Below are 21,889 nucleotides of genomic sequence, written 5' to 3' on the forward strand. Positions count from 1 at the left end.
CAAAAGGGCTGTCAATGAATCTCGAATTCGTTAATTCTTGCTTTTTGTAATAGCCCTTCGCCACGCCGTCCCCTGCAATGCAAAGCTCACCCGGGACACCAGCCGGAACTGGAACAAGCTGAGAATCCGTAATGTACATTTGTGTATTGGCTATTGGCTTTCCTATTGTGGCATGTGAGCATTCTTCGTTAATGCGCTGAACCGCTGACCAGATGGTTGTTTCTGTTGGCCCGAACATATTCCAGGCTTCGCTGCCCGTATGTAAGAAATATCGTTTTAACGTCTCAGGCAAAGCTTCGCCTCCGCATAGAATTTTCACTCTCTCTTCATTTTCCCAGCCTGCATAAAAGAGCATCTTCCATGTAGCAGGGGTTGCCTGCATCACTGTCGGTTTGATCGTTTGGATGTCTCGTTTCAGTTTTTCAACGTCTTTTGTATGTTCCGTTTGACAAATATGGCAGTGTGCCCCCTTTATCAAAGGCAGATATAACTCCAGGGCAGCGATATCAAAACAGTAGGTTGTGACAGCGAGCATTTTATCCTCTGGCGAAAGACCCGGCGTTTCTCCCATTGAAACGAGAAAATTTGTCAAAGCTTTATGCGGTATCATGACACCTTTTGGCTTCCCTGTGCTGCCGGATGTATAAATGACATATGCCAAGTTTTCCGGCGTGACAGTGCGTGTAAGCCCTTTTCGATCAGAGGCAGTTTGAGCGATGTCATCCCAATCTTTATCTAACAGAGCAGTCTTGACACCGTTCCAGCGTAAAGTATTTACTAATTCTGATGTCGTCAGCGTAATGGAAACTTCACTGTCTTCCAGCATGTATTCCAGTCGATCAGCCGGATAGGACGGGTCTAACGGCACATATGCTCCGCCAGCCTTGAGAATCGCCAATAATCCCACCAACATGTCCAGCGATCGATCCACATAGATTCCCGCCAGACGGTCAGGTCCCACTCCATGCGCCTGCAAATAAATGGCCAGCTGTGTACTTCTTTCATCGAGCTCCCGATACGTCAATGTTTGATCTTCATAGCTGACAGCCGCTCTATCAGGCGTCTTTTTCGCCTGCTTCTCAAATAATTCATGAAAACATGTATATGGATACGTTTTGTCAGTGGCGTTCCATGCTTTGAGAATCATCTGCTCCTCTGCTTCAGGTAACAAAGAATACTCTTTTAACGGCTGAGAAGGATTCAACATCGCCTGTTCTGTTACATAAACAAAATGATCGAACATAGCGGATATAGAAGCCGCATCAAACAGCCCGGTATTGTATTTGATATTCAGCTCCATTTTTTCTTCTGTTTCCCACAGTTCAAATACTAATTCGTATTCACCCTCTTGATGAATACGCTCAACGAAATCGACAGAAAAGAAATCAGCATAGCGGCTCAACAAGTTTTGATAGCTTCCAGATTGAAGAAAATTCTGATAGAAAAAAGCGGTTTGAAATACTGGTGAACCCGTTTGGCTGCGAGGAACATTCAAATCCCTCACCATTTTCGGAAAAGGATAAGCTGCATGATCAAGCCCATCCAACATGGTGAATTGCAATTTTGAAATAAATTCAGAAAAAGTGTCTGCCGGGTTCAGCTCACTCCGAATCGGGAGCATATTGAGAAAATGTCCAATGGAAGCATCAAATCTTTCTTCCGGTCTCACCATCGCCGGCACGCCGACAATCTGTTCCTTTTGGCCGGTATAACGGCCCAGCAGCATCATATAGCAGCTCAAGAATACCGTCGAAACATTCACAGATTGCTCTTTCGCAAACGCCCTGACTCGATTCATGAAGCCACTGGACAGCTGCCGGGTGTATGTATCCTCTTCAAACTCAGAATCGGCTGAACTTGTACTGACCTTAGGCAGCTGAAGATTCGGCAAAGTTCCCGATAGCTGTTTCTGCCAGTATGAACGATGCTTCGTACCGTCTTTTCCGGCAAGCATGATCTGCTCCCATGCCGCGAAATCATGATAAATGGCAGGAGAAACTGATATTTCCGGCTGCTGCCCTTCTAAAAGAAGCTTATAGCTGTCAAACAGACTGCGTATAAATGTGACGGACGAAACTCCGTCAAAAATCATATGGTGAATGACAATAAGCAAAAAATGCTCTTGATCAGATCTGGAAAAACTCATAACACGCACTAACGGGCTGTTTTCCTTTACATACGGTTCCTTTACTTTCTTTCTAAGAAAAGTAGGAATATCAGACTTTTTCATACCTGAGATGTCTTCTGTCTGGATTTCAAGTGAAAGCGCTGGCTCATTTTTAAGAAATGGCACTCCGTCTTTCTCTTGGATGACGTGCTTTAAGATCGGATGCTGCTTCAATACAAGGCCGAAAGCCTCTTGTAATGTTTCTAGGTGAAGCCCTGACGAAAATCGAAAACAGAGAGGTACGTGATATGCACTTTTTTCAGGTGACATTTTCTGCAATGTCCATAATCCTTTTTGAACCTCAGAAAGAGGCTGAAAAGATGCCTGACTCCTTTCCTGTTCCATTTTGGATGTGCCAGTGTCCTCTCTGTCAGCAGACAAGCTGCTGATGTCTTCACGTTCAGATAGATAGCGAGCCAAGCGTTCAATCGTAGGATATTTATGTATCTCTCTGGCTGTGAGTTTGAAGCGGTATTTTTTCTCGATAGACCGAATGAGCTTCATCATCTTGATAGAATTCACTCCAAGACTCTGGATAGTTGCATTTGGCTCTACCCAATCACGGGAAATGTGCAGCTCCTCAGTCAAGCAGCTGAGCAGATGCTCCTGTATCTCTTCCCTTATTTTTATCGCATGATCTGCTTGCTGTATCTCCCCGTCCTGTACCGCATCGTTCATCCTGTTGGATTTGTGAAGCAAGTAGTCGAACTCCCCATTTTCAAATGAAGTTTTCAGCTGGGTGCGCTGGATCTTCCCGATAGCCGTTTTTGGAATCTCTTCTTTTTGTACCGGCAGCAAATATTCTGGAGTAACTCCGATCGCCTGAGAGACATGGGATTGTATCTTTCTAAGAAGCTGAGACATCTGCTCATCATTCATTTTTGCGGAAGTAACAAAGAAGATTGCCAGCTGATCCGTTGAATTCTGACCCACGCGGACTCCGCAGGCAGCTGTATAAGAAGTTTCGATTTCCGGTAATTCTTCAACAGCAGACTCAATCGCATGACTGTAGTAATTAATCCCGTTAATGATAATGGCATCTTTCGTGCGCCCCGTAATGGTTAAGCGCCCGTTTCGCAAAAAGCCAAGATCTCCAGTTTCAAACCATCCATCTTCTGTAAACACACTCTCATTTAAATCTGGGCGCCGGTAATAACCGCTTGTAACGGAAAGTCCAGAGACTTGAAAACGGCCAATCTCCCCTTCCTCAACCACTTCATTTTGGTCATTCACAATCCTCATAGAGAATCCTGGAATTGGGGAACCTATTTCAACAAAATGATCGTCATCACTAGTTGCAGCCCGGGTAAACTCATGAGAGAAAATAACGCCGGATGAAGTTTCGGACATTCCCCATGCAGGTCGGATGGCATCAGCAGGCAATCCATGAGGTTCTAAAAGCTCAAGCATTCTGCGCCCTACCTTGGCTACCATTGCTTCGCCGCCATTGAGCATGTAACGCATTGAGGACAGATCCCATTTCCGATCTTTCATTTCTTCTGCAAAATCAGTGACAAGACCGAACGCAAAATTTGGCGCCCACGTAACAGAAGCACGGTAATGATCAATCCAATCCAGCCATTTCAGCGGCTCCATTAAGATCGTTTCACTTGAGACGTTAATTTCTTGGCAGCCAAGATAGACATCCCGCAAATGCAGCATCCCGATGCCCCCGACATGATCAAACGGCATCCAGTTAAATGTGATATCTTCTCTGGTGAAGCCTTGCATTTGAATAATCCCTTTCACCATGCTCATAATGTTTCGATGATTAAGCATAACCGCTTTGGGCGTTCCCGTACTGCCTGAAGTCAGCAATAAAAGCGCTAAGTCTTCAGGACTGGATTGATGCCAATTCGTCTCTGCATCAGCACTGAGCAGATCCTCTACAGCAATTGCACGGAATCCTTCAAGGCCTTGCTCTCTTGCCCAATCGAGCATTTCCTGGTGCATGTCCTGATCAGTAATTACCGTCGGCTTGTCAAGAAGCGTCCATGCGTCTTTCAGCTTTTGAGTCCCGCTGCTCGATTCAACGTACGTTGGCGGAACGGCTAACGGAGCCGGAACAATGCCTGCTAAAACACACCCCCAGAACGCAGGGAGAAGCTGTGAATTGTCGCCAAGCTGCAAAATCACGTTTTGTTTTGCTTTCAAGCCTGATTGGCGGAGCCCCTTCACGATACGCAGTGCATCATTCCACAATCGTCCATATGATTGGTACACTTCAGTTCCATCCGGCTGCAAATAAATGATTCCCTTTGTATCCCCAAGCTCCGCAGCCGTTCTGTATAAAACTTCAGGTATTGTTGCCGGCTGCTCTTCAGATATATGTAAAGGCTCACCATAGCTGACAGAAGGGTTAGCTAATATGCGGGTATTATCATTATTTCTCATCGCGCTGCCTCCATTTCACCTGCAATTTTTATGTAGGTTCTCAGTTAATTTCCATACATACCTTTGATTCTCGTTTTGACTTCGTCATGATGAAATGTTTTCTCATGCATCATCAATTCCTGTTCTATGACGCGCGGCAGCTGCTCGCGAAGCGGGGCCACCAAATGATCTTTCAATGTAATCAATGAGTTTCTCGGCTTTTCCGCCAGTTCACTCGCCAGCTCCACAGCATAATCTACTACTTCCGCACGAGGCAGCACTTTAAAGGGAACCCCTCTTTTTTCAAGATCTGCTCCCCGGTAGCTGCCCGCATTCATTAATATTTCCTGGGCCAGGCTGAATCCCAGTTTTTTAGGGACGATAAAGGTAGCGCCCATACCAGGCGTAAATCCGTATTTCATAAAATTAGCCGTATACACGCTCTCTCTGCTTAGAATGACAATGTCAGCAAAGAGCCCCATGACAAAGCCGCCTCCAATTCCATGGCCCTGCATGGCCGCAATGACTGGAATCTCACAATCCAACGCCAGAGAATAAAGATTGTCATCCGTGAACTTGGTCAATCCCTGCTGAATTCGAAGCAGTCCTTCTTGTGTTCCTCCTGAAGCAAAATAATTATCATATCCCGTCAAAATGACCGCTTTATAATCTGGTTTCTGCCGAATGAATTTAAACGCTTGAATTAAACCGTCTGTAAGTTCTTGTGAAAACGCGTTTTTATGAGTGCGGTCATGCATCTTTACCTGAATAATGGCGGGCTCAATTTCGATGAGCTCTACAACAGAATGCGTCATGATGTCCTCCTAACGGTTCTGATTGTCATCTTTTCAAATGATTACTGTTCCTCCCATGGAAATTGCCCTGTCTCAACATACCTGATGATTCCCATTTGGTTTTGAGGATCAGAAAACATGTCTTGATTTGCAGTTAAAGCGATGGATTTCGAACGGCTGACTTGATGATCAAGTGAGCTGATATACTGTTTATAACGTGCGATTCCTTTTTTATTCAGCCTCCGCAAGCGCAATAAATGCTTTCTTAGCAGCACCTCACTTTGAGCATCAAAGGCATCTATTAACCCCCATTCACTGGCTTCCTGAATGGAAATCGGCTTTGTCATTAGCGTCATATAATGCGCTTTCTGCCAGCCGATCCGGCGGATCAGAAACGGTAAAACACAAGCCGGATACAGACCGAATAACAGCTCAGAGAGACTGAATGACGCCGTTTCATCAGCAATGGCAATATCTGTGGCAGATACGAATCCAAGGCCGCCGGCATTCACTTTTCCCCTGACATGCGAAATCGTGACATAAGGGCCAGTCTGCAGTTTCAGCCACAAATCATAGAGAGGCTCTTGGGAGCTTGCCTGTTTTTTGCCGCTTTTCATTTCCTGATAGATTTCTTGAAAATCAGCACCGAAGCAAAACACCTCGGGAAGCCCTTCTAAAACAACAACCGTAACTGATGATGTTTCACATTGGGTTAACACTTGTAAACATTCTTCTATGAGTGTGTCATTTATCGTATTATTCGCTTCAGGACGGTGAAATGTGATGTAGCAAACCGACTCATGAATGCGGACCTTTATCGTTTGATAGGTCACGAGATCCACCTGTACTTCCGATGAAACTCAGAAATCTCTTCTAAAAACAATCGAGGCTTCTCTTGAGTAAACTGCATGATGCCCGGTATCATCTCAAAATCCAGCTTTACATTGCGCGTCCCGAATCGCACCATCCCGCTCCCCTTAAACAACAGCTCATACTCATCCATGGAGAGCTGATATCGGCGATCTAAATGCTTCTCAATGCCAAATGAGCGCTGGCGTTCCTGGCCTTGCGGTGTTGTTATTCCGCTGTAAAATTCAGAACAGCAGCCTGATCCGTAAGAAAAACAGCCGATTCGTTTAGGCGAATCAAACCGCCCTTGGTCTATCGTGCTGGCCAATGCCAGAAACAAGGCAGCCCCCATAATATTTCCAACCCTTTGGCAGTAGTTTAAACCTGGCTTTACCCGATTTAAAAAATCCGTTTCAATCTCAGCTGTTTTCACCTTCGCCACCTTACGCATCATTGTCCGGTGCGCACCTTTCACCATCCCGCCAAAAGGCGTATGGTAAGCAAGATATTGAAACGTGTCCTGATAATTGGCACCGGGTACACGTTTTTGATATTCCAGAAAGGTTTGTTCACAGCAATCCAGATATGACATTAAAGACAGGTCAGAATCTCCCGCTTCACTATCAGGAATGGGACGGCAGGTATCCATCACTTCATAGCCGTAATAGCCATTTGCTCCCGGATCTATCTGAAACACCTCGGGATTTTCGCCTACTAAAACGGCCACCGCTCCCGCTCCGGCACTCGGTTCGGCATAAGACCAGTCTTCACTTAAAGCGTCTCCGCCCTCAGCGATTAAAAAACGTGAAATATCACTGGCGATAACCAGTGCTTTGGCACCCGGAGAGGTCTGGGATAATATAAAATTCACCGCCATCTGAAATCCCGCTGTTCCTGAATAACATGCCTGTTTAATCTCAAACAAACGGCAGTTGCGGTTCAGCCCTAAATATTCATGGATATATGTACTTAACGATTTCCCAAAGTCGATCCCGGATTCAGAACAAGTGATTAACAATTCAATCCGGTCCTTCTCGGATTCGGATAAAGCGTCAATAATCGGCTTAGCTGCATTGACTCCAAAGGTCACAGGATCTTCATAAGGCAGTGCTACCGCTTTTTCTTTCATTAATAAGTTTTCAAATCTTGCAGTATCTAAGTGTCTGTATTTGGCCAGTTCCATGACATCAAGGTACGCCGTTCCGCCAAAGACATTCATCGCTTCTATTCCGGCTGAAACCATTTATGATTCGCCTCCACATTTCTCAATGTTTTGTATACAAACCGCGGTGTTCATTCCGCCAAAGCCCATGCTTAAGCTCAGCGCATTTTTGATGCGGTATGAAATCGATTTCTCATTTACCCAATGAAAGGAATCATCGATTGGATGATCCAAATTCCGGCTCGGGTGCAGGGCAGATTCTCTCATTTGCAGCAAAACAGAAACAATCTCTACGATTCCCGCCGCACTGAGACCGTGCCCGGTTATCGATTTTGTTGCGTTGATATAAGCATGGGAAAGCCGGCATGCATGCAGCGCCTTTAATTCAATTTCGTCCCCAATAAAAGAACCTGTGCCATGGGGATTAATATAATCAATGTCTTCTGGTGAAAGACCGGCACGTTTCAGCGCTTCCTGGATGACATAAATCTCTCCTTCTAAAGAAGGATCGGGATTCCGGTTCCCGTCTAGTTTGATTGACCACCCAGACAATGCTCCATAAGGTTTGACACCTCGGCGGACAGCCGTCTTCTTTCGTTCTATCACCAGTGCGCCGCAAGATTCTCCATAAATAAACCCGTCTCTGTTCTGATCAAAGGGACGGCACGCTTTCTCAGGCTCATCAGCATATTTGTCCGTTCCCATAGCGCCTAAAGCCCTGAGCGCTCCGCATTCCATGTAAGAAAGATCCATTAATGCACCCAGTGCTATGCAAACATCAACCTCGCCTGATAAGACTTGCTGAATCGCATGAATCACTGCTAACTGGCCGCTGGCGGAGGCTCCTCCCGCCGTATAAGCTAAGCCTGTGATGCCAAACTGATCTGTGCATAGCCCGCAAAGATCGCTATCCATGAAAGACAGGCCATATGCCGGCGAAATAAAACCAGAGCGGTCTTGATAACTTTCATAAAGCTGTAAGGTTTCTCTCTGCTGAAAATTTGACCCGCCGACTACCAGTCCGATACGTGCAGAATCGACATCATCTAATTCAGCCTCCTCCCAAGCCTCTGAGAGGGTCACCAATGCAGTACGGCTTGAAAATGACGCTTTTCGCAGCAATTTTTTAGAAAGGCGGTCGGGATAAGACAATGACGCAATTTCAGCGCCGATAAACCGGCTGTCTTTTTGTCTGCCCGGACGCTCCATGACACCAAAGGCATGCCTGCCGGACAGCAGCGAAGAAGCAAATGCCTCTTTCCCTTGACCGATGGCAGCCGTGACGCCTACACCGGTCACCACCACCTCAGACAGATTGCACTTTGTCATAAAGCACCTCAGCTAGTTCGCCGATGTTTTTCGCCCCGGACAGCTCAATCCTTGGAATCTTTAATGATAGATCCTCAAGCACCATTGTGATAATTTCAGCTCTGTCTACAGAGTCAGCTCCTAACTCAACTAACTGATCTTCAGGCTCAAACCTGTGTCCGTCTAATTCAGGTAGCACCTCGCAAATATTGGTGACTAACACTTCAAAAATTTTCTGTTTATCCATAACGCGCTCTCTCCTTCAAGGGATCATTTTAGTGCTTTTTATAGGTATATTTTCATAATATTCGAACGATTAATCTTATGCTGTCTGCTTAATGCGACGGTTGATACATTGATTGCATCCGTTCATGAAGCAATGCTGCTGTTTCTGTCATTAATTTTTTTCCGATCTCATCCACATGGCGATTGCGCCAGTTTTCTAATTCCGACCCTTTGACCCATTGATTAAAGGCTCCCAGCGCCGGACCGCAGTGAATTTGGTAATCGACCTTGGAATGTTCGTTGCCGCTGATTGCCAAGTTGGAGCTGTATCTGAAGTACCATCGGAAAATCAAAGCCATTTTATGCTTCGGATTTTGTTCAGCCTTCTCAATTTCTGCTACGGGATAATGTAATGTCATATCTTCATAGATGTCTTCTATACTGCGTTTGAAGTATTTCTCCTCAAGCTGAGTCAACGTTTTTGCATCCAGCTCACGTATTGACCCATATCGCTGGTACAGTTCATATAACTTGTTTGCCCGCGCCGGAAAGAACACGCCTTTCTTCAGCACTTGTACTTTGCTGCCAGATTCGAACATATCACCCGCAGGCGCATAGGCTGTATCTTGTACATTCATTTGCTGAAGCAAATCCTTTACTTTGTCACTTGTTGCCGCCTCAACTGTACATTGATTGATTGAGCCTGTAACAATAAAATCCGCACCTAGCATAAAAGCTGCCATCGCTGCATCAGGCGTTCCAATTCCTCCAGCTGCACCAACCCTTACTATTTTCGGATATTGATATTTTTTCATCATTTCATCTCTTAATGATGTCATGGCCGGCATCAGGCTGTATGCCACACCGCCATCTGTATGACCTCCTGAATCAGCTTCCACACAAATATCGTCAGCCATCGGAATGCTACGCAGCAACTCAGCTTCATTCATGGTGATTTTATTTTCCCCTAAAAGCTTTTGCAGCATATTCTCAGGCGCAGGACTCAAAAATGATTCTGCAACTTCCGGCCGTGATATTTTCGCTATGAGACGATTTGAGCACATGACGTCACCATTGGGGTTTCGTCTCACTCCTTTTGCGCGATACCTTACCAATGCGGGAGTGACACTTAAAAATGCTGAAGCTTCCACATTTCTTACTTGATGCTTTAATAAAAGGTCGATCATCTTTTCTTCTGATTCAGTATGTTTCATATTGTGGACGAGATTTATGCCGTAGGCTTGGCCTTCCCCTAGTTCACCTTGAATGGTGAGGATCGCATCTTCAACCTCATTCAAGCTCAGGCCGCCTGTGCCAAAGAACCCCATCATTCCCGCTCTTGACAGCTTTACTACCATTTCTTTCGAAGCAATGCCGCGGTACATTCCTCCTGCAAGATAAGCATATGTAAGATGATAATCCCGTTTAAATTCAGCACTTCCTAAAGACTCTGCCGTAATCCCAGCTTGAACATTATGTGGATGGTCAGCAGCTTCTGGATGACTTAAAGCAAGTTTCTTTTCGGGTGCATGCGTTAACGGTTCTGCTTCATTTTTAATCCGATGGATGAGACTAGTCAATACAGTTCCAGGCCCGATCTCTTCAAACTCCATTTCTCCTCTTCCCATCAGAAAACGTATGCTGTCCGTCCATTTCACTGTGCTGTCCATTTGTTCAGATAATGTCTCCTTTAACCTGTCCTGATGATATGGCTCTGCATAGACATTGGAAATAACCGGGATAGCCAGAGGCTCAAAATGGAATGAGTCAATAAATTGCTTAAATTCCTGTTTTGCTTCGTTCATATATCTGGAATGAAAAGCCCCGCTTACATTTAAAACATGAAACAGCTTTACATCCTTGGTGTTTTCAAAAACAATTCGCGCTTTTTCAATCTCTTTTTTTTGGCCGGAAATCACAATTTGCCGGGGCGTATTTTCATTTGCTACATCAATGGCATGAAGACGGTGCTCTTCTAAAACGGCTGTAACTTGTTCCTTATTCAGGCCGATCACAGCAGCCATTCCGCCTCCTGTAATCCGCCCCATCAGTTCGCCTCTTTTTTTGACAAGTCTTAATCCGGTTCCGAAATCAAATGCACCCGCTGCAAACAGCGCATTGTATTCTCCTAAGCTATGTCCGGCCGCAAAATCAGGTTTTCTGCCGGTCTCCTCCAATCTCTTCAAATAACTGAGTGCATTGACGACGTACAAAGCCGGCTGTGTGTATTGCGTATGATTTAAATCCAAATAGGATTCTTCGGTACAGAGCTTCTCTATTGAAAAGCCCAATATTTGATCTGCTTGATCTGTCAAATGCCGATATTGTTCAAACAGCCCTTGTCCCATTCCCTTTTGCTGGGAGCCTTGCCCTGGAAAAACATATGTAATCATCTTGTAAACTTCCTTTCTGGTCTACGGAAACACTCAACCGTATTCAGATTTTTCAGCTCCTGATGAAATGGTGTCATGATCGAGCAGCTGCGGTTAGCTGAATCTCCCGGGAGCAGCTGTTTCACAAAAGCAGCTAAGGTGCCGGATGGCCCCAAATCGATAAACCGGCATGCATGCTGACTTTCCAAATATCGAATCGCTTCGCGAAATCTCATTGGCTTTCTTACCGCATCCCAAAAGAAATGCTTGTCCATTTCGTGAAGGCAGCTTCCCGTTAAACTCGATACAACTGGTATTGACGGGTTTTTAAAAAATATTGACTTTAAATATTCTGCATAGGCACTTTCTGCCGGATCAATAAGTGAAGAATGAAAGGCATAGGACACAGGCAGCAGCTGGCAAAGAATCTGTTTCTCTTTTAAGTCCTCCATGATCTGCTTTATGTTTTCTTCTTCACCAGAAATGACGAAGTGCGAATCATAATTGATAGAAATGAGTTCACTGTTTTCAAATAGTTGTGGATGATCATTCAGTAATTGCGGTTTATCAAGAATGGCCAGCATTTTCCCTTTATCGCAGGATTTTTGGATGACAATAGCCTGTTCAAGTATGCAATTCAGTATATTCTCTGCGCCTGATACACCAGAAACAGCCGCTGATGAAAATTCTCCCAGACTTGATCCCAAGACGTAATCAGGATAGATTCCCCTATCTTCCAAAACTTTGTATAAGGAATACTCAACCATAAAGATTGCAGGGTGGGAAAAAAGAATGCTGTCAAACGGATCCGACACACGTTTATCCGGATGATAGATTTCTTCAACAATCGATGCGCCAATGCGCCGTGCTGCAATGGCATCCATTTCAAGCATCAATTGGCGAAACACGATATTCTCCTTAAATAATTCCTTCCCCATATGATAGTACTGGGAACCTTGTCCGGAAAACATAAAAACGAGCGGTTCATTCATGTGCATACCTTCTTTTTTTATATTTATGACGGCTATTTTGATATCTCAACTCATTGTATGCAATACATAACAGCGATTGAGATCCGATTATTTAATCGGTAAGACATGATGTAAAAAAGAAAATGAGAAGAATCAACTTTAGGAGGATTGCTATTAGTGCTCTGGATGCAACTCTTTTATGAAGTGGTCATAGATGTATGTTGTTAGTCTCAAAAATAGTTATGACAGGATCAGCAAAGAACATCGACTCTAAATTTGGGTGCGGTTAAAAAGTAGGCCATCTTGATGTGAGAGCGATGGTCAGTCATGATATTCCGGCTGTCTGACATAGTTCAAATGTCTAATAGGGTGCGGATATGTTTGATCAGCCTCTTTATGTAACAGTATATAAAGTTATTCATTTAGAAACAGTGTCTATTGAACGATTGCGTCTCTAAAGCTTTATACCCTAAATAAAAGGAAATCTGTCCTTAGCCTTGCCTATGCGGTGCATGGTCTTAGGAACAATCATTTTCAGCGGGGCATTGGTTCCGCATCTTTCTTAATACGGTGAATCAACCCTGTTAAAACATTTCCTGACCCTATTTCCTCAAACTCCATTTGGCCTTTTTTCATTAAGTAGCTTATGCTCTCAGTCCATTTCACTGAATGATTGATTTGATCGGCCAGCGTCTGCTTCATAAATTCGTATGTATACGGTTTGGCATACACATTAGAAATAACCGGGAGAGACGGAGGCGAAAAATGGAAGGTATGAAGAAACTGCTCGAATTCTTCTTTTGCTTTATTCATGTATCTGGAATGAAACGCGCCGCTTACGTTTAAGAGGAGTACCATTGTAACTTCAGTCATCGTTTCAAAAAGAGATGCGGCTTTTTCGATATCATCTTTTCGGCCTGAAATCACTATTTGATATGGGGCGTTCACATTAGCGATATCAACATTGTGTAAATGGTATTTTTGCAGAGCCTTTGCAACCTGCTCTTCATTTAATCCCATAACAGCGGCCATACCGCCGTTGCTCACCATACTCATCAGCTCGCCTCTTTTTCTGACAAGCTTTAAACCTGTCTCAAAGTCAAAGGCCCCGGCTGCAAATAGCGCATTGTACTCACCCAAGCTGTGCCCGGCGACAAAGTCAGGCGTAGCTTCTGCTTCTCGGATTTTTTTCAGGTAGCTTAATGCGTTTACCACATATAAAGCCGGCTGAGTAAATTGCGTTTTGTTTAAATTAGAATAAGGATTTTCTAAGCAAAGACGTTTAATTGAATACCCTAAGATCTCATCTGCCTGAGCCGTCAGTTCTTTAAATTCAGCAAATAGATCGCTGCCCATTCCCTGTTTCTGTGAACCCTGACCCGGAAAAACATATGTGATCATTATCTCAAAGCCACCCTTCCGATAAGTAGATTTGTATCACTTCTGTATGATTTTTTTAAAAAATAGTGATGACCGGATAAATAGTAGCATGTTCATGTTGATGGTAACCTCTGTCAATATGTCCGTCAAGTTAATTTTTCCTACAGTTTACTCGATTGCTTTCCTGCTTTTTTCAATTAAGGTATAAAGGATCAGGGCATATCACACAACATAAGAAAAATGACCTGCATCACATAAAGGTCGCCATATGCTGACAATGCGCTTCAACTTATCACCTGAGCCTTTTCGATACAAATCAAATCCTTCTATGTAATCATTTTAAAAAATACTAATTATTTAGATATTCGAAGAAAAATAGGATAATAGATTCAGAAGAATTATTTAAAATCAAAAATACCTTTTTGGTTTTTACGGGTGCGAAATTTCACAAAATATTCTATCTTATCAATTTGAAAATAAATATTATGCTGATAAAGATCCTCTATCGTATAACCGGGCGCTTTGCCAAATGAGTGACCAGGATAAACCCGTACATAGGGTGAAACCTCTGACTTAATCCTTTGAATACTTCTGAACATCTCTTCCGCAGAACTGCCATCATCCTCACATATGCCGCACCCTTCTGTAAATACCGTATCTCCTGTAAAAATACTATTAGAAAACAAATAACACATTCCGCCGGCTGTATGCCCCGGTGTAAGAAGGCATTGCGCACTTGTGTTTCCTATGCTGATCGTCTGATGATCATGAAGGCCAATTAAATTTCTGCATCGGAATTGATAATAATCAATTTCTTTTTGGGACATATAAACTTGAGCGTTAAACATCTTTGTCAGCGGCTCTACCAGGTTTACATGATCATAATGAGAGTGTGTCAATACAATCGCTGTTAATTCAGCTTCGAGTTCTGAAAGTTTAGATGTTATTTTACTCAGTTCCCATGAGGGGTCAACAACAATTGCAGATTTACTTACAATATCTTCAATGATATAGCAATAATTCGTCCAGCCCTGATACCTTGTTTTAATTGGATGTACCTTATAAGTAAGATTCATTTACACCATTCCTATCATGTAAAGTTCTTAAATGAAAGTTAGACAAACTGTTCAACCCTCAGTCCGTCTTTCATTCCACTTTACCAAACGGCATGATTGTTTTCCATTTTTTTCAGAGGCCCTTGTTCTTTTTGCATATAAAAAAGCTATTCCTTTGGAAGCATGTCCAACAAGAATAGCTCTTCGTTTAGGTATTTCTTTCTTCTATCCCACATGTTTCTTCTATGCAAATTGATGCTACATGCTGCATAATGACACGTTTGATGCGATCTTTATTCACTCGCACAGGGTCAAGCATCGCATGTAAAGCCAAGCCGTCAATTAGCGCGTAAAGTCTCTCAGCTTCAATGTCTTTATCAGCATTCTGCTTCAGTAAATCAAATTCATCTAAATAGGCAACCAGATTCCGCATGCCGCTGTAAATCCCGTCATGATCCGCATCAAACATATCCTTTTTATGTCTGGCGTAAACCGTAAAGGCGAACCACACCTCCATCTCTCTAATCGTTTCTTCATTCGTTGGGACAATTTCAAGCAAAATATGCAACACTTTTTCCTTAGGGGGCAAATCCTTCATTGCAATGTCCTTAATTCGGGCCATCGCCTTTTCCTGAACAAGTTTCATTGCAAAAACAAGCAGTTCATCTTGAGTAGAAAAATAATGGCGCAGCGCACCCAATGACAATCCTGCTTCCTTTGCAATGTTTCTGGCTGAGGCTCCCTCCATCCCCCGTTCTAAAATCACGCGCCACGTCGCTTCTGCAATTTGTTTTCTTCTTTTCTCATGGTCAATTTGTTTTGGCATAGCTTTATTGTAACAAGAAAAAAATAAGAGAGCAATTTTTATAATACAGTTGTGTTATAAAAATAAAGATGATAAAATATCATTTAAATAATACAACTGTATTGAAAAGAGGGGAATGGATTGAACGGTATCGCATGGATGATTGTCTTCTGTGAAATTGCGTTTTGGGTTGTGATTGTTTTAGGGCTTGCTGTACGCTACCTATTCAAACAACGTACTTTAGGATTGCTATTCTTGGCCTTAACCCCAGTCATCGATTTGATCTTATTAGCGGCAACTGCTGTGGACCTTTACCGCGGAGCATCAGCAACTGCTGCCCACGGGATTGCGGCTGTTTACATCGGTATATCGATCGCTTACGGGAAACAAATGATTCAATGGGCGGATGAAAGATTTCAATATTATGTGACAAAACAAGGAGCCAAACCGCTGAAGCGTTATGGAATGGATCATGCCAAGCACTATGCAAAAAGCTGGATAAGACACGTGCTGGCCTACCTTATTGGTGCGGGATTATTAGCAGGAATGATCTACTTCATCAATGATTCTGCCCGAACCGAGGCATTAAGCGGCATTCTTAAAACATGGACAGTCATTTTAGGCATTGATTTTCTCTTTACCGCCAGCTATTTTATTTGGCCAAAAAAAGAAAAAGCTTCGGAGAATCTCAGGAGTTAATATGAAAAAAGAAGGTCCTTTTCGCTGGAAAAGGGCTTTTTAAGTTTTTGTAAAAATATGTTATACTGTTTTCCGGTGATCTACTGGGATCTCGACCATTGCTGTTTTCATTAAAATAAGCTTAGGAGATTCATATTACAATGAGTAAGTAAGCATGTGAAAGGAGTGTCGTGCTTGAGCCAAAAAGAACAGAACGAGCAGTTTAAAGAGGTAAAGCTGAGCTCGAAATTAATCGTAATTGTATCTATCATTCTTATCGTTGCCATTGCACTAGCAGTGATCTTCGGCGGCTATTTCTTCGGGATGAAAGGGTTATTCTCTATACTGGGCATCACATACGATTCCAATCAAGCATTAGTTTTATTTATTTTAGTCTGTTTTGCTGCAGGCTTGATCATAGACCCACTCACAATGATTGTCTCTATGATTCTGACAAAATCACTTTCATTGAAAAAGACTGCACTTTTTGCTTTTATCCTGTACTTTATCAGCAATTTCATAACGATCTGTTTTGCGGATTACTTTATGCAGTCAATATATATCCCAGATGTCTTGCTTTTTGTGATATCAGCATTGATGGCTTTCATTGAACTTGCATTTGATGAACAGCCTAATGAAGGAACTGTTAAAAACAGCCTGTGAGATTTCAAGTGGTTTTTACTCTTACCCAGATTGAAATATGAGAGAACAAAAATACATTTCCATAACTGATACACTCAAACAACAGCTCACATCTTTTTGCTTTCTCATCACAAAAAAACTCCCTGTTCATAAAAACAGGAAGCAAAACAATGTTGATTTGATTTAGATTCTGCATTCATAAATAATTCCTTCAATCTCATGCTCAAGCTCATCCAAAAGGATAATTCTATTTGAATCGAATGTCATGTTCCCACCTCCCTACCTAAAATATACATTTATTTGAATTATTTGCAACATTTTATTATGGCAAGGGATATGTCCATAAACCCATTACGAAGAACATGGGCAAAATATGGGCAAAGTCATTTATTTGATCTTCCCCATTTCGCCATTAAAAAGTCTGCTTATTCTTGATCAAGTTACATTTCATTTGCTATTCGATTTGCAAAATATTCTTTCCAAACCATGAGAGCTAGTGGAACTATTGCTAGATCTGTTCCTTTAGCATTAAAATCATTAACACTAAAGTTTTACTGGATCATTTACGTGAGCTAATTCATGAAAAAAGACATTCAGACCTCTATTGTTTTCTGGATTATCTTTATCTTTTGCTCTAATATTAGATATCATCTCCGTTAAAATTTCAGAGTGATAAACAATAGTAGCTTTTTGTATATTCTCGGCTCCTAAATACTTCACCATCATCGCACGGCCATTTCCAATACTATCATTTGTATATCTGAGAGGCTTGCCTTTTTCCTTGAGTACTGCAAATAAATCTTCTTCATAGCATTCAGTAAACACTATTTTCTCTAACTTATCTGTCTTTAAAATTGTGTTGGCTAGATTCTCTATAACTTTTTAAATAGATCCATTTTATTATCACTTAAACTATATTGTTTATTATCTATTTCGATAGCATTTCTTATCTCTATTTCCAAAGTTCCACACCCCCTTTTCATTTAATACCCTATTTTTCTCAATTCCCCATATGTTTTATACTGTGCAACTCGTCGAACTGCGCCAACCCCTTGCCCTATCTGTTTTCAAGCTAAAACCCTAAAATGAATTACACACCTGTTATCTTTTATGGAACTCAAAAAAATTAAAATAAAACGTTCACCATAGAGTTCTGGATGAGTCATTAAAAACAATGTTAAAAAAGCTAAATGCTAAGACACAGTTTAGCAAGTGATTAATCCCAATAAAAAACGCTCTCCCGATTTTAGGAAAGCGTCTATCGATTTGATTTATTGCTTATTACTTAAATATTTCTAGGGAAACACTATAAAGTGGTTTTCATGAAGCTTCTAGTCATAGGCCGTTACTGTCCATTTTAAGAATAACCAACCTTCTCTATTTAGGATAGAACGGAGTTGATCCTTTACTCACTTTATTTCTTTTTTGTTTGGTAATAGGTTTATTCACGTATTTTTCACCTGAATTAATTGTTTTATCAACTGCGTTACTCTTTTCTTGAGCAATTGCACTATCTCGCGTATCCTCGGCTGCATTACTTTCCTTCATAGCTATTGCTGCTCTCTTTACATTGCTAATATTTGTAAGCTCAGGGTTTTGTTCTTGCGTTAAATAAAGATTAATGTTTATTTGAAGTGGTGTATCTTCTAATACTTCTTCTATTTTCTTTTTTATTTCTTTATTTATTAAATCTCTATCATTGATTTTAAAACTCCTGTCCATATGTCTTTCTGGTCTATTAAACATGGTGCTTTCACCTCTTTCTAATAAAAAGATACCACCCTACTACTGTTTAAGAATGTAGATAGGGTGGTGCCACTATTCCCCTTAAATAGCACTCAGCTAATGTTTAGGAGTCCAGATTTTAGAACTCCCTTTATGCTTACCGTCATCTTTCTTATATTCAGTGTCTTTTTTACGTTTTTTATGCTTAACAGACTGATCAAAATCTGAATTTTCGGGATCACGAGATGCATTACTATGACCTTGAGCAACTGCGCTTTTCATTGGGTTATCTGAAGCTTGACTATAATCTTGGGCAATTGCACTGCCGTCGTTATCCTCGGCCGCATTACTATTTCTAATAGCAATTGCAGTATCAGCAAAATCTCCAATCGAGATTAGTACCGGATTCTGTTTTTGATATTTTTTTGACTTTTCCTTATCTTTTTCTTTATCTTTATGATCTATATCTTTATATTTATCATCAAAAAACATATAATAACCTCCCTTATATTAATCCTTTTTGTTTTTTACAGATTGATCAAAATAACTATCTTCAGGGTCCCTAGATGCATTACTGTAATCTTGAGCAACTGCACTATCCATCGGGTTATCTGAAGCACTACTATGACCTTGGGCAACTGCACTGTCATCATTACACTCAGCAGCATTACTATTATCAATAGAAATTGCAGAGTCATTAAAGTTGATAATACTAATTAAAATAGGTTCCTGCTCTTGATCCGGCCGCTTTTTCTTTCTCTTTTCCACGAATTATTCACTCCTTCATATCAATAATTTTTATTCCATATAAGGTATAATCTTTCAACAATTTTGTTTGGACAAATAGTACAAGTTATGCTATTTCAAACATTTTCCTTAAGACCATTTTTTATATAAGGATTTAGCAATTAATCAAATACTATATATTTGCCGATCACTTACCCTCTCTTTTTGAAGATATCTCATAAATGAATTCCATTCCTGTTTATGAAGATTTAAAGAAAAGACTCATCCTTGTTGTTTTGGATGAGCCTGGTTATATTTTAAATTTCTTCATATCGTTGTTCATGGCGTCTTGATTGATTCCGATGTATCGCTAGGTTGTCCCGCCAAACCCCGCTACATCACTCGTTTGAACATCTTTTCATTTCATAAGTGGTGTTATTTTACGGCTATAGGCATACTCTTTTTTTGTATCCATGTATTATTATTTGGATCATACATATAATTTGTGTCCGTAGTTTTCCCTTTATAGGGACCACCTAATACATATATTTTTCCACCCACTACAGCAGTGGCAGCAGAGGTTCGATCTTGAGGCAAACTTGCTTGCAGTGTCCATTCTTGGTTTGCTTCAGTTGATGTTTGTTCAGCATGTGCCGGTATATAACCCGCTATCAGTGAAAAACCAAAAATAAATAAAAACAATATAATTTTTTTTCAAAATTAACCCTCCTAAAGATTTTACATCTATTTATATCGTCACTTTTTTTGTGTTATTAATATTAGGAGCTTATCTTTCAGGAGAAAACCAATTCTGTTGGAACCTTCATACAACATGTCTATGGCAAATAAGAATTTAGGATAGTAAAAATTGCAGATTAAATTGATCATTTTGCATTTTTAAATCACTCCGTATCCTATTTCCTTATTTTCCTATGGCAATATCTTGTTGAAGGGATTTTCATTGAAAAGATATGATCATGAAAGTATTTGAAGCAAAAACACTGCTTTCCGAGTCTGACAACTGTACAAAAGAATACAAAGATTTAAAAAGTAAAATGGTCAAATTAAAGAAAGCATTCAAAGCTGTCGCTGATTTAGATGACAGCGAGTTTTCAGGAAAAGGCGCCAATAACATCAAATCATTTTATGAAGATCAGGCCGGCATTGATGACCAATGGATTGATCTAATTAAAATGAAAATATCTTTTTTAACGAGTATTCCTGGTATCTTGGAAGACGCTAGCTTATCAGATGCCTACATAGAAGAATCCTTCCTAGAGCATGAGTTGGCTAATGCTAATTCTAAGTCAAATTCCATCATGTCAGAACAAAAAAAGGCCATCACAGACACCTTAAATGAAATACACGATATCCTTCCCTTAGATGTTTTTTCAACGACGATTTTAAAAATGAGTTATCTTCTGCTGAGAAAAAACGAAAAAATACAGTCGAGAAAATAAGTGAAGTCGATGAGAACCTAACGTCAGAATACGCCTTATCGGAAGCAAATGAACAAATGATTCAGGCTGATTACCAAGCACTCATAAACGCAACAGCAAAAGTCAAGAGTTCCTCTCCCATCCACTATAACGCAAAGGCCTATAGAGACAGTGAAATTCACAAAATGACTGAGGATGTAAAAAAACAATCAACTGATTATATCGCCTTTAAAGATCAGCAGGCCGAACAAAGAAGGATAGTAAAAGAACAGGAAGAGCTAGCGAACAGGCCATGGTACGAAAAGACGTGGGATGTTGTTTGTAATTTTACAGGGGAAGTCTCTGGATATTATGATTATAAAAGAGCCGCCGATGGCGTGGATCCTGTAACCGGCGAAAAGTTGACAGAGGGCCAACGTGTAGCAGCTGGCGCGCTGGATGCGGATGGTAATGTACCCATTGTGGGATGGGCAGGTAAATTAGGCAAAGGTGTAAAAGCTGTGACTCAACTAACAAGGCCATTTATAGAGCAGACAAAGCACTTGATATCTATAAAACATCTAAGACCTTCCCTGCCCTTCAAACTTCCAGTAAAGGACTATACGGGCTTACTTCAGCAAACGGTTTTAGAAGCCGTAACCGGCCGAGATATGTTTGGGAATAAGATTTCCGAGGAGAGACGTGAGAACAGCTTAAACAGTGCGCTTGCCTCACTTGCTCCAATAGGAATGATTGGTGCAGGTAAAGCATTAAAAATAAATTCTGGCGCAGGTAAACCTTCCAACTTATTCAGAGGAGAAAATTTCCCTTATGCAACAAAAAGACCAAATGGTATCGGCAAATCTCATATTTCGCCTGAGACCGGGAACCTTGTCCCCGCAAACAAAAGCGGAATGTATCAAGGCCGTCAGGTAACTGTTACGGAACATATTTTAGGAGGGTATAGGAAAGGCGGAAAATCCAATAGTCCATATACCAGTTTTACAATTAACAAAAAGATAGCAAAAGGTTATGGTGAATATACTTTTGAATTAAATATACCAGCTCTACGAAAAGCCATACGTTTTGGAGAACTAAAAGGAGTTGCTATCCTGAATCCAAAACAAATTGAGAGACTTATAAAAAACGACACGAGACAAACAGACAATTGGAAGAAAAAAGCTATAAATGGACTAGTAGAGATACAGAGTAGTTGTTAAAGGTGAGATACCAAAAGAA

19 protein-coding genes and 2 pseudogenes (1 of these 21 only partly in view) are annotated in these 21,889 nt (G+C 41.3%); 4 read left to right on the top strand and 17 right to left on the bottom strand.

All coding sequences use genetic code 11. The annotated features are described in order from the left end of the window. The 12 genes and pseudogenes from CVV77_RS03640 to CVV77_RS03695 all read right to left on the bottom strand — a co-directional run. Nucleotides 1-4,561: the 5' portion of a non-ribosomal peptide synthetase gene (locus CVV77_RS03640; protein WP_100274671.1), read on the bottom strand. It extends 10,556 nt beyond the left edge of the window; the window shows 4,561 of its 15,117 coding nt (coding positions 1-4,561); its start codon is at nt 4,559-4,561; its stop codon lies beyond the left edge, outside the window. Nucleotides 4,562-4,605: 44 nt separating this feature from the next. After that, a complete protein-coding gene (locus tag CVV77_RS03645; RefSeq protein WP_100274672.1) occupies nt 4,606-5,355 on the bottom strand; it encodes a polyketide synthase in 750 nt (249 codons plus the stop codon). 41 nt (nt 5,356-5,396) lie between these two features. After that, on the bottom strand, nt 5,397-6,176 hold the full coding sequence (locus CVV77_RS03650) for an enoyl-CoA hydratase/isomerase (RefSeq protein WP_088110895.1): 780 nt from the start codon (nt 6,174-6,176) through the stop codon (nt 5,397-5,399). Then, on the bottom strand, nt 6,164-7,426 hold the full coding sequence (gene pksG / locus CVV77_RS03655; protein WP_100274673.1) for a polyketide biosynthesis 3-hydroxy-3-methylglutaryl-ACP synthase PksG: 1,263 nt from the start codon (nt 7,424-7,426) through the stop codon (nt 6,164-6,166). The genes CVV77_RS03650 and pksG overlap by 13 nt, the downstream gene beginning before the upstream one ends. Further along, nucleotides 7,427-8,674, bottom strand: a complete 1,248-nt coding sequence (locus CVV77_RS03660) for a beta-ketoacyl synthase N-terminal-like domain-containing protein (protein WP_100274674.1) — start codon at nt 8,672-8,674, stop codon at nt 7,427-7,429. It lies immediately after the preceding gene. Continuing rightward, a complete protein-coding gene (locus CVV77_RS03665; protein WP_100274675.1) occupies nt 8,652-8,900 on the bottom strand; it encodes an acyl carrier protein in 249 nt (82 codons plus the stop codon). The genes CVV77_RS03660 and CVV77_RS03665 overlap by 23 nt, the downstream gene beginning before the upstream one ends. Before the next feature lie 88 nt (nt 8,901-8,988). Then, nucleotides 8,989-11,271, bottom strand: coding sequence for an ACP S-malonyltransferase (gene fabD / locus CVV77_RS03670; protein WP_100274676.1), 2,283 nt, complete (start codon nt 11,269-11,271; stop codon nt 8,989-8,991). Beyond that, nucleotides 11,268-12,242 (bottom strand): acyltransferase domain-containing protein, encoded by a 975-nt coding sequence (locus CVV77_RS03675; protein WP_100274677.1) that lies wholly within the window; start codon nt 12,240-12,242, stop codon nt 11,268-11,270. The genes fabD (CVV77_RS03670) and CVV77_RS03675 overlap by 4 nt, the downstream gene beginning before the upstream one ends. A 513-nt stretch (nt 12,243-12,755) precedes the next feature. Beyond that, a complete protein-coding gene (fabD, locus tag CVV77_RS03680) occupies nt 12,756-13,622 on the bottom strand; it encodes an ACP S-malonyltransferase (RefSeq protein ID WP_100274678.1) in 867 nt (288 codons plus the stop codon). Continuing rightward, a pseudogene (locus CVV77_RS22620) lies at nt 13,622-13,817 on the bottom strand (hypothetical protein). The gene fabD (CVV77_RS03680) and the pseudogene CVV77_RS22620 overlap by 1 nt, the downstream one beginning before the upstream one ends. A gap of 182 nt (nt 13,818-13,999) precedes the next feature. Next, nucleotides 14,000-14,677 carry an MBL fold metallo-hydrolase gene (locus tag CVV77_RS03690; protein ID WP_100274679.1) on the bottom strand — a complete coding sequence of 226 codons (678 nt, stop codon included), beginning with the start codon at nt 14,675-14,677 and terminating at the stop codon, nt 14,000-14,002. Between the two features lie 187 nt (nt 14,678-14,864). Continuing rightward, nucleotides 14,865-15,482, bottom strand: a complete 618-nt coding sequence (locus tag CVV77_RS03695; protein ID WP_003238404.1) for a TetR/AcrR family transcriptional regulator — start codon at nt 15,480-15,482, stop codon at nt 14,865-14,867. Nucleotides 15,483-15,602: 120 nt separating this feature from the next. Between CVV77_RS03695 and CVV77_RS03700 the strand changes: the two genes are divergently transcribed. Together CVV77_RS03700 and CVV77_RS03705 are read left to right on the top strand one after the other, a co-directional pair. Further along, nucleotides 15,603-16,160, top strand: coding sequence for a hypothetical protein (locus CVV77_RS03700; protein WP_019258448.1), 558 nt, complete (start codon nt 15,603-15,605; stop codon nt 16,158-16,160). 174 nt (nt 16,161-16,334) lie between these two features. Next, the gene (locus tag CVV77_RS03705; RefSeq protein ID WP_029316830.1) at nt 16,335-16,802 is read left to right on the top strand and encodes a regulatory YrvL family protein; all 468 of its coding nucleotides are present in this window, start codon (nt 16,335-16,337) and stop codon (nt 16,800-16,802) included. A gap of 522 nt (nt 16,803-17,324) precedes the next feature. Here CVV77_RS03705 and CVV77_RS03710 read toward each other — a convergent pair. The 5 genes from CVV77_RS03710 to CVV77_RS03735 form a co-directional block, all read right to left on the bottom strand. Next, on the bottom strand, nt 17,325-17,606 hold the full coding sequence (locus tag CVV77_RS03710) for a hypothetical protein (protein WP_250622067.1): 282 nt from the start codon (nt 17,604-17,606) through the stop codon (nt 17,325-17,327). A gap of 552 nt (nt 17,607-18,158) precedes the next feature. Continuing rightward, nucleotides 18,159-18,527, bottom strand: a complete 369-nt coding sequence (locus CVV77_RS03715) for a hypothetical protein (RefSeq protein WP_100274680.1) — start codon at nt 18,525-18,527, stop codon at nt 18,159-18,161. 96 nt (nt 18,528-18,623) lie between these two features. Continuing rightward, complete coding sequence (locus CVV77_RS03720) at nt 18,624-18,998, bottom strand: hypothetical protein (protein WP_100274681.1); 375 nt, start codon at nt 18,996-18,998, stop codon at nt 18,624-18,626. A gap of 18 nt (nt 18,999-19,016) precedes the next feature. Then, on the bottom strand, nt 19,017-19,274 hold the full coding sequence (locus CVV77_RS03725; protein ID WP_019258441.1) for a hypothetical protein: 258 nt from the start codon (nt 19,272-19,274) through the stop codon (nt 19,017-19,019). A gap of 393 nt (nt 19,275-19,667) precedes the next feature. Then, nucleotides 19,668-19,934: a Kelch repeat-containing protein gene (locus CVV77_RS03735; RefSeq protein ID WP_157796809.1), complete on the bottom strand. Its 267-nt coding sequence runs from the start codon at nt 19,932-19,934 to the stop codon at nt 19,668-19,670. Between the two features lie 275 nt (nt 19,935-20,209). Between CVV77_RS03735 and CVV77_RS22305 the strand changes: the two are divergent. Further along, nucleotides 20,210-20,751: pseudogene (locus tag CVV77_RS22305) on the top strand (T7SS effector LXG polymorphic toxin); the annotation flags it as partial. Between the two features lie 105 nt (nt 20,752-20,856). After that, nucleotides 20,857-21,870 (top strand): pre-toxin TG domain-containing protein, encoded by a 1,014-nt coding sequence (locus CVV77_RS22310; protein WP_258459150.1) that lies wholly within the window; start codon nt 20,857-20,859, stop codon nt 21,868-21,870. Nucleotides 21,871-21,889 lie beyond the last annotated feature (19 nt).

Origin of the sequence: Bacillus sp. SN1 (assembly GCF_002796895.1) — a bacterium.
GTDB classification, from domain to species: domain Bacteria; phylum Bacillota; class Bacilli; order Bacillales; family Bacillaceae; genus Bacillus; species Bacillus inaquosorum.

Excerpts from the sequence above, each read along its gene's own strand:
- CVV77_RS03645 (WP_100274672.1), bottom strand. The coding sequence starts at position 5,355 with ATGACGCATTCTGTTGTAGAGCTCATCGAAATTGAGCCCGCCATTATT.
- pksG (WP_100274673.1), bottom strand. The coding sequence starts at position 7,426 with ATGGTTTCAGCCGGAATAGAAGCGATGAATGTCTTTGGCGGAACGGCG.
- CVV77_RS03660 (WP_100274674.1), bottom strand. The coding sequence starts at position 8,674 with ATGACAAAGTGCAATCTGTCTGAGGTGGTGGTGACCGGTGTAGGCGTC.
- CVV77_RS03665 (WP_100274675.1), bottom strand. The coding sequence starts at position 8,900 with ATGGATAAACAGAAAATTTTTGAAGTGTTAGTCACCAATATTTGCGAG.
- fabD (WP_100274676.1), bottom strand. The coding sequence starts at position 11,271 with ATGATTACATATGTTTTTCCAGGGCAAGGCTCCCAGCAAAAGGGAATG.
- CVV77_RS03675 (WP_100274677.1), bottom strand. The coding sequence starts at position 12,242 with ATGAATGAACCGCTCGTTTTTATGTTTTCCGGACAAGGTTCCCAGTAC.
- fabD (WP_100274678.1), bottom strand. The coding sequence starts at position 13,622 with ATGATCACATATGTTTTTCCGGGTCAGGGTTCACAGAAACAGGGAATG.
- CVV77_RS03690 (WP_100274679.1), bottom strand. The coding sequence starts at position 14,677 with ATGAATCTTACTTATAAGGTACATCCAATTAAAACAAGGTATCAGGGC.
- CVV77_RS03695 (WP_003238404.1), bottom strand. The coding sequence starts at position 15,482 with ATGCCAAAACAAATTGACCATGAGAAAAGAAGAAAACAAATTGCAGAA.
- CVV77_RS03715 (WP_100274680.1), bottom strand. The coding sequence starts at position 18,527 with ATGTTTAATAGACCAGAAAGACATATGGACAGGAGTTTTAAAATCAAT.
- CVV77_RS03720 (WP_100274681.1), bottom strand. The coding sequence starts at position 18,998 with ATGTTTTTTGATGATAAATATAAAGATATAGATCATAAAGATAAAGAA.
- CVV77_RS22310 (WP_258459150.1), top strand. The coding sequence starts at position 20,857 with ATGACTGAGGATGTAAAAAAACAATCAACTGATTATATCGCCTTTAAA.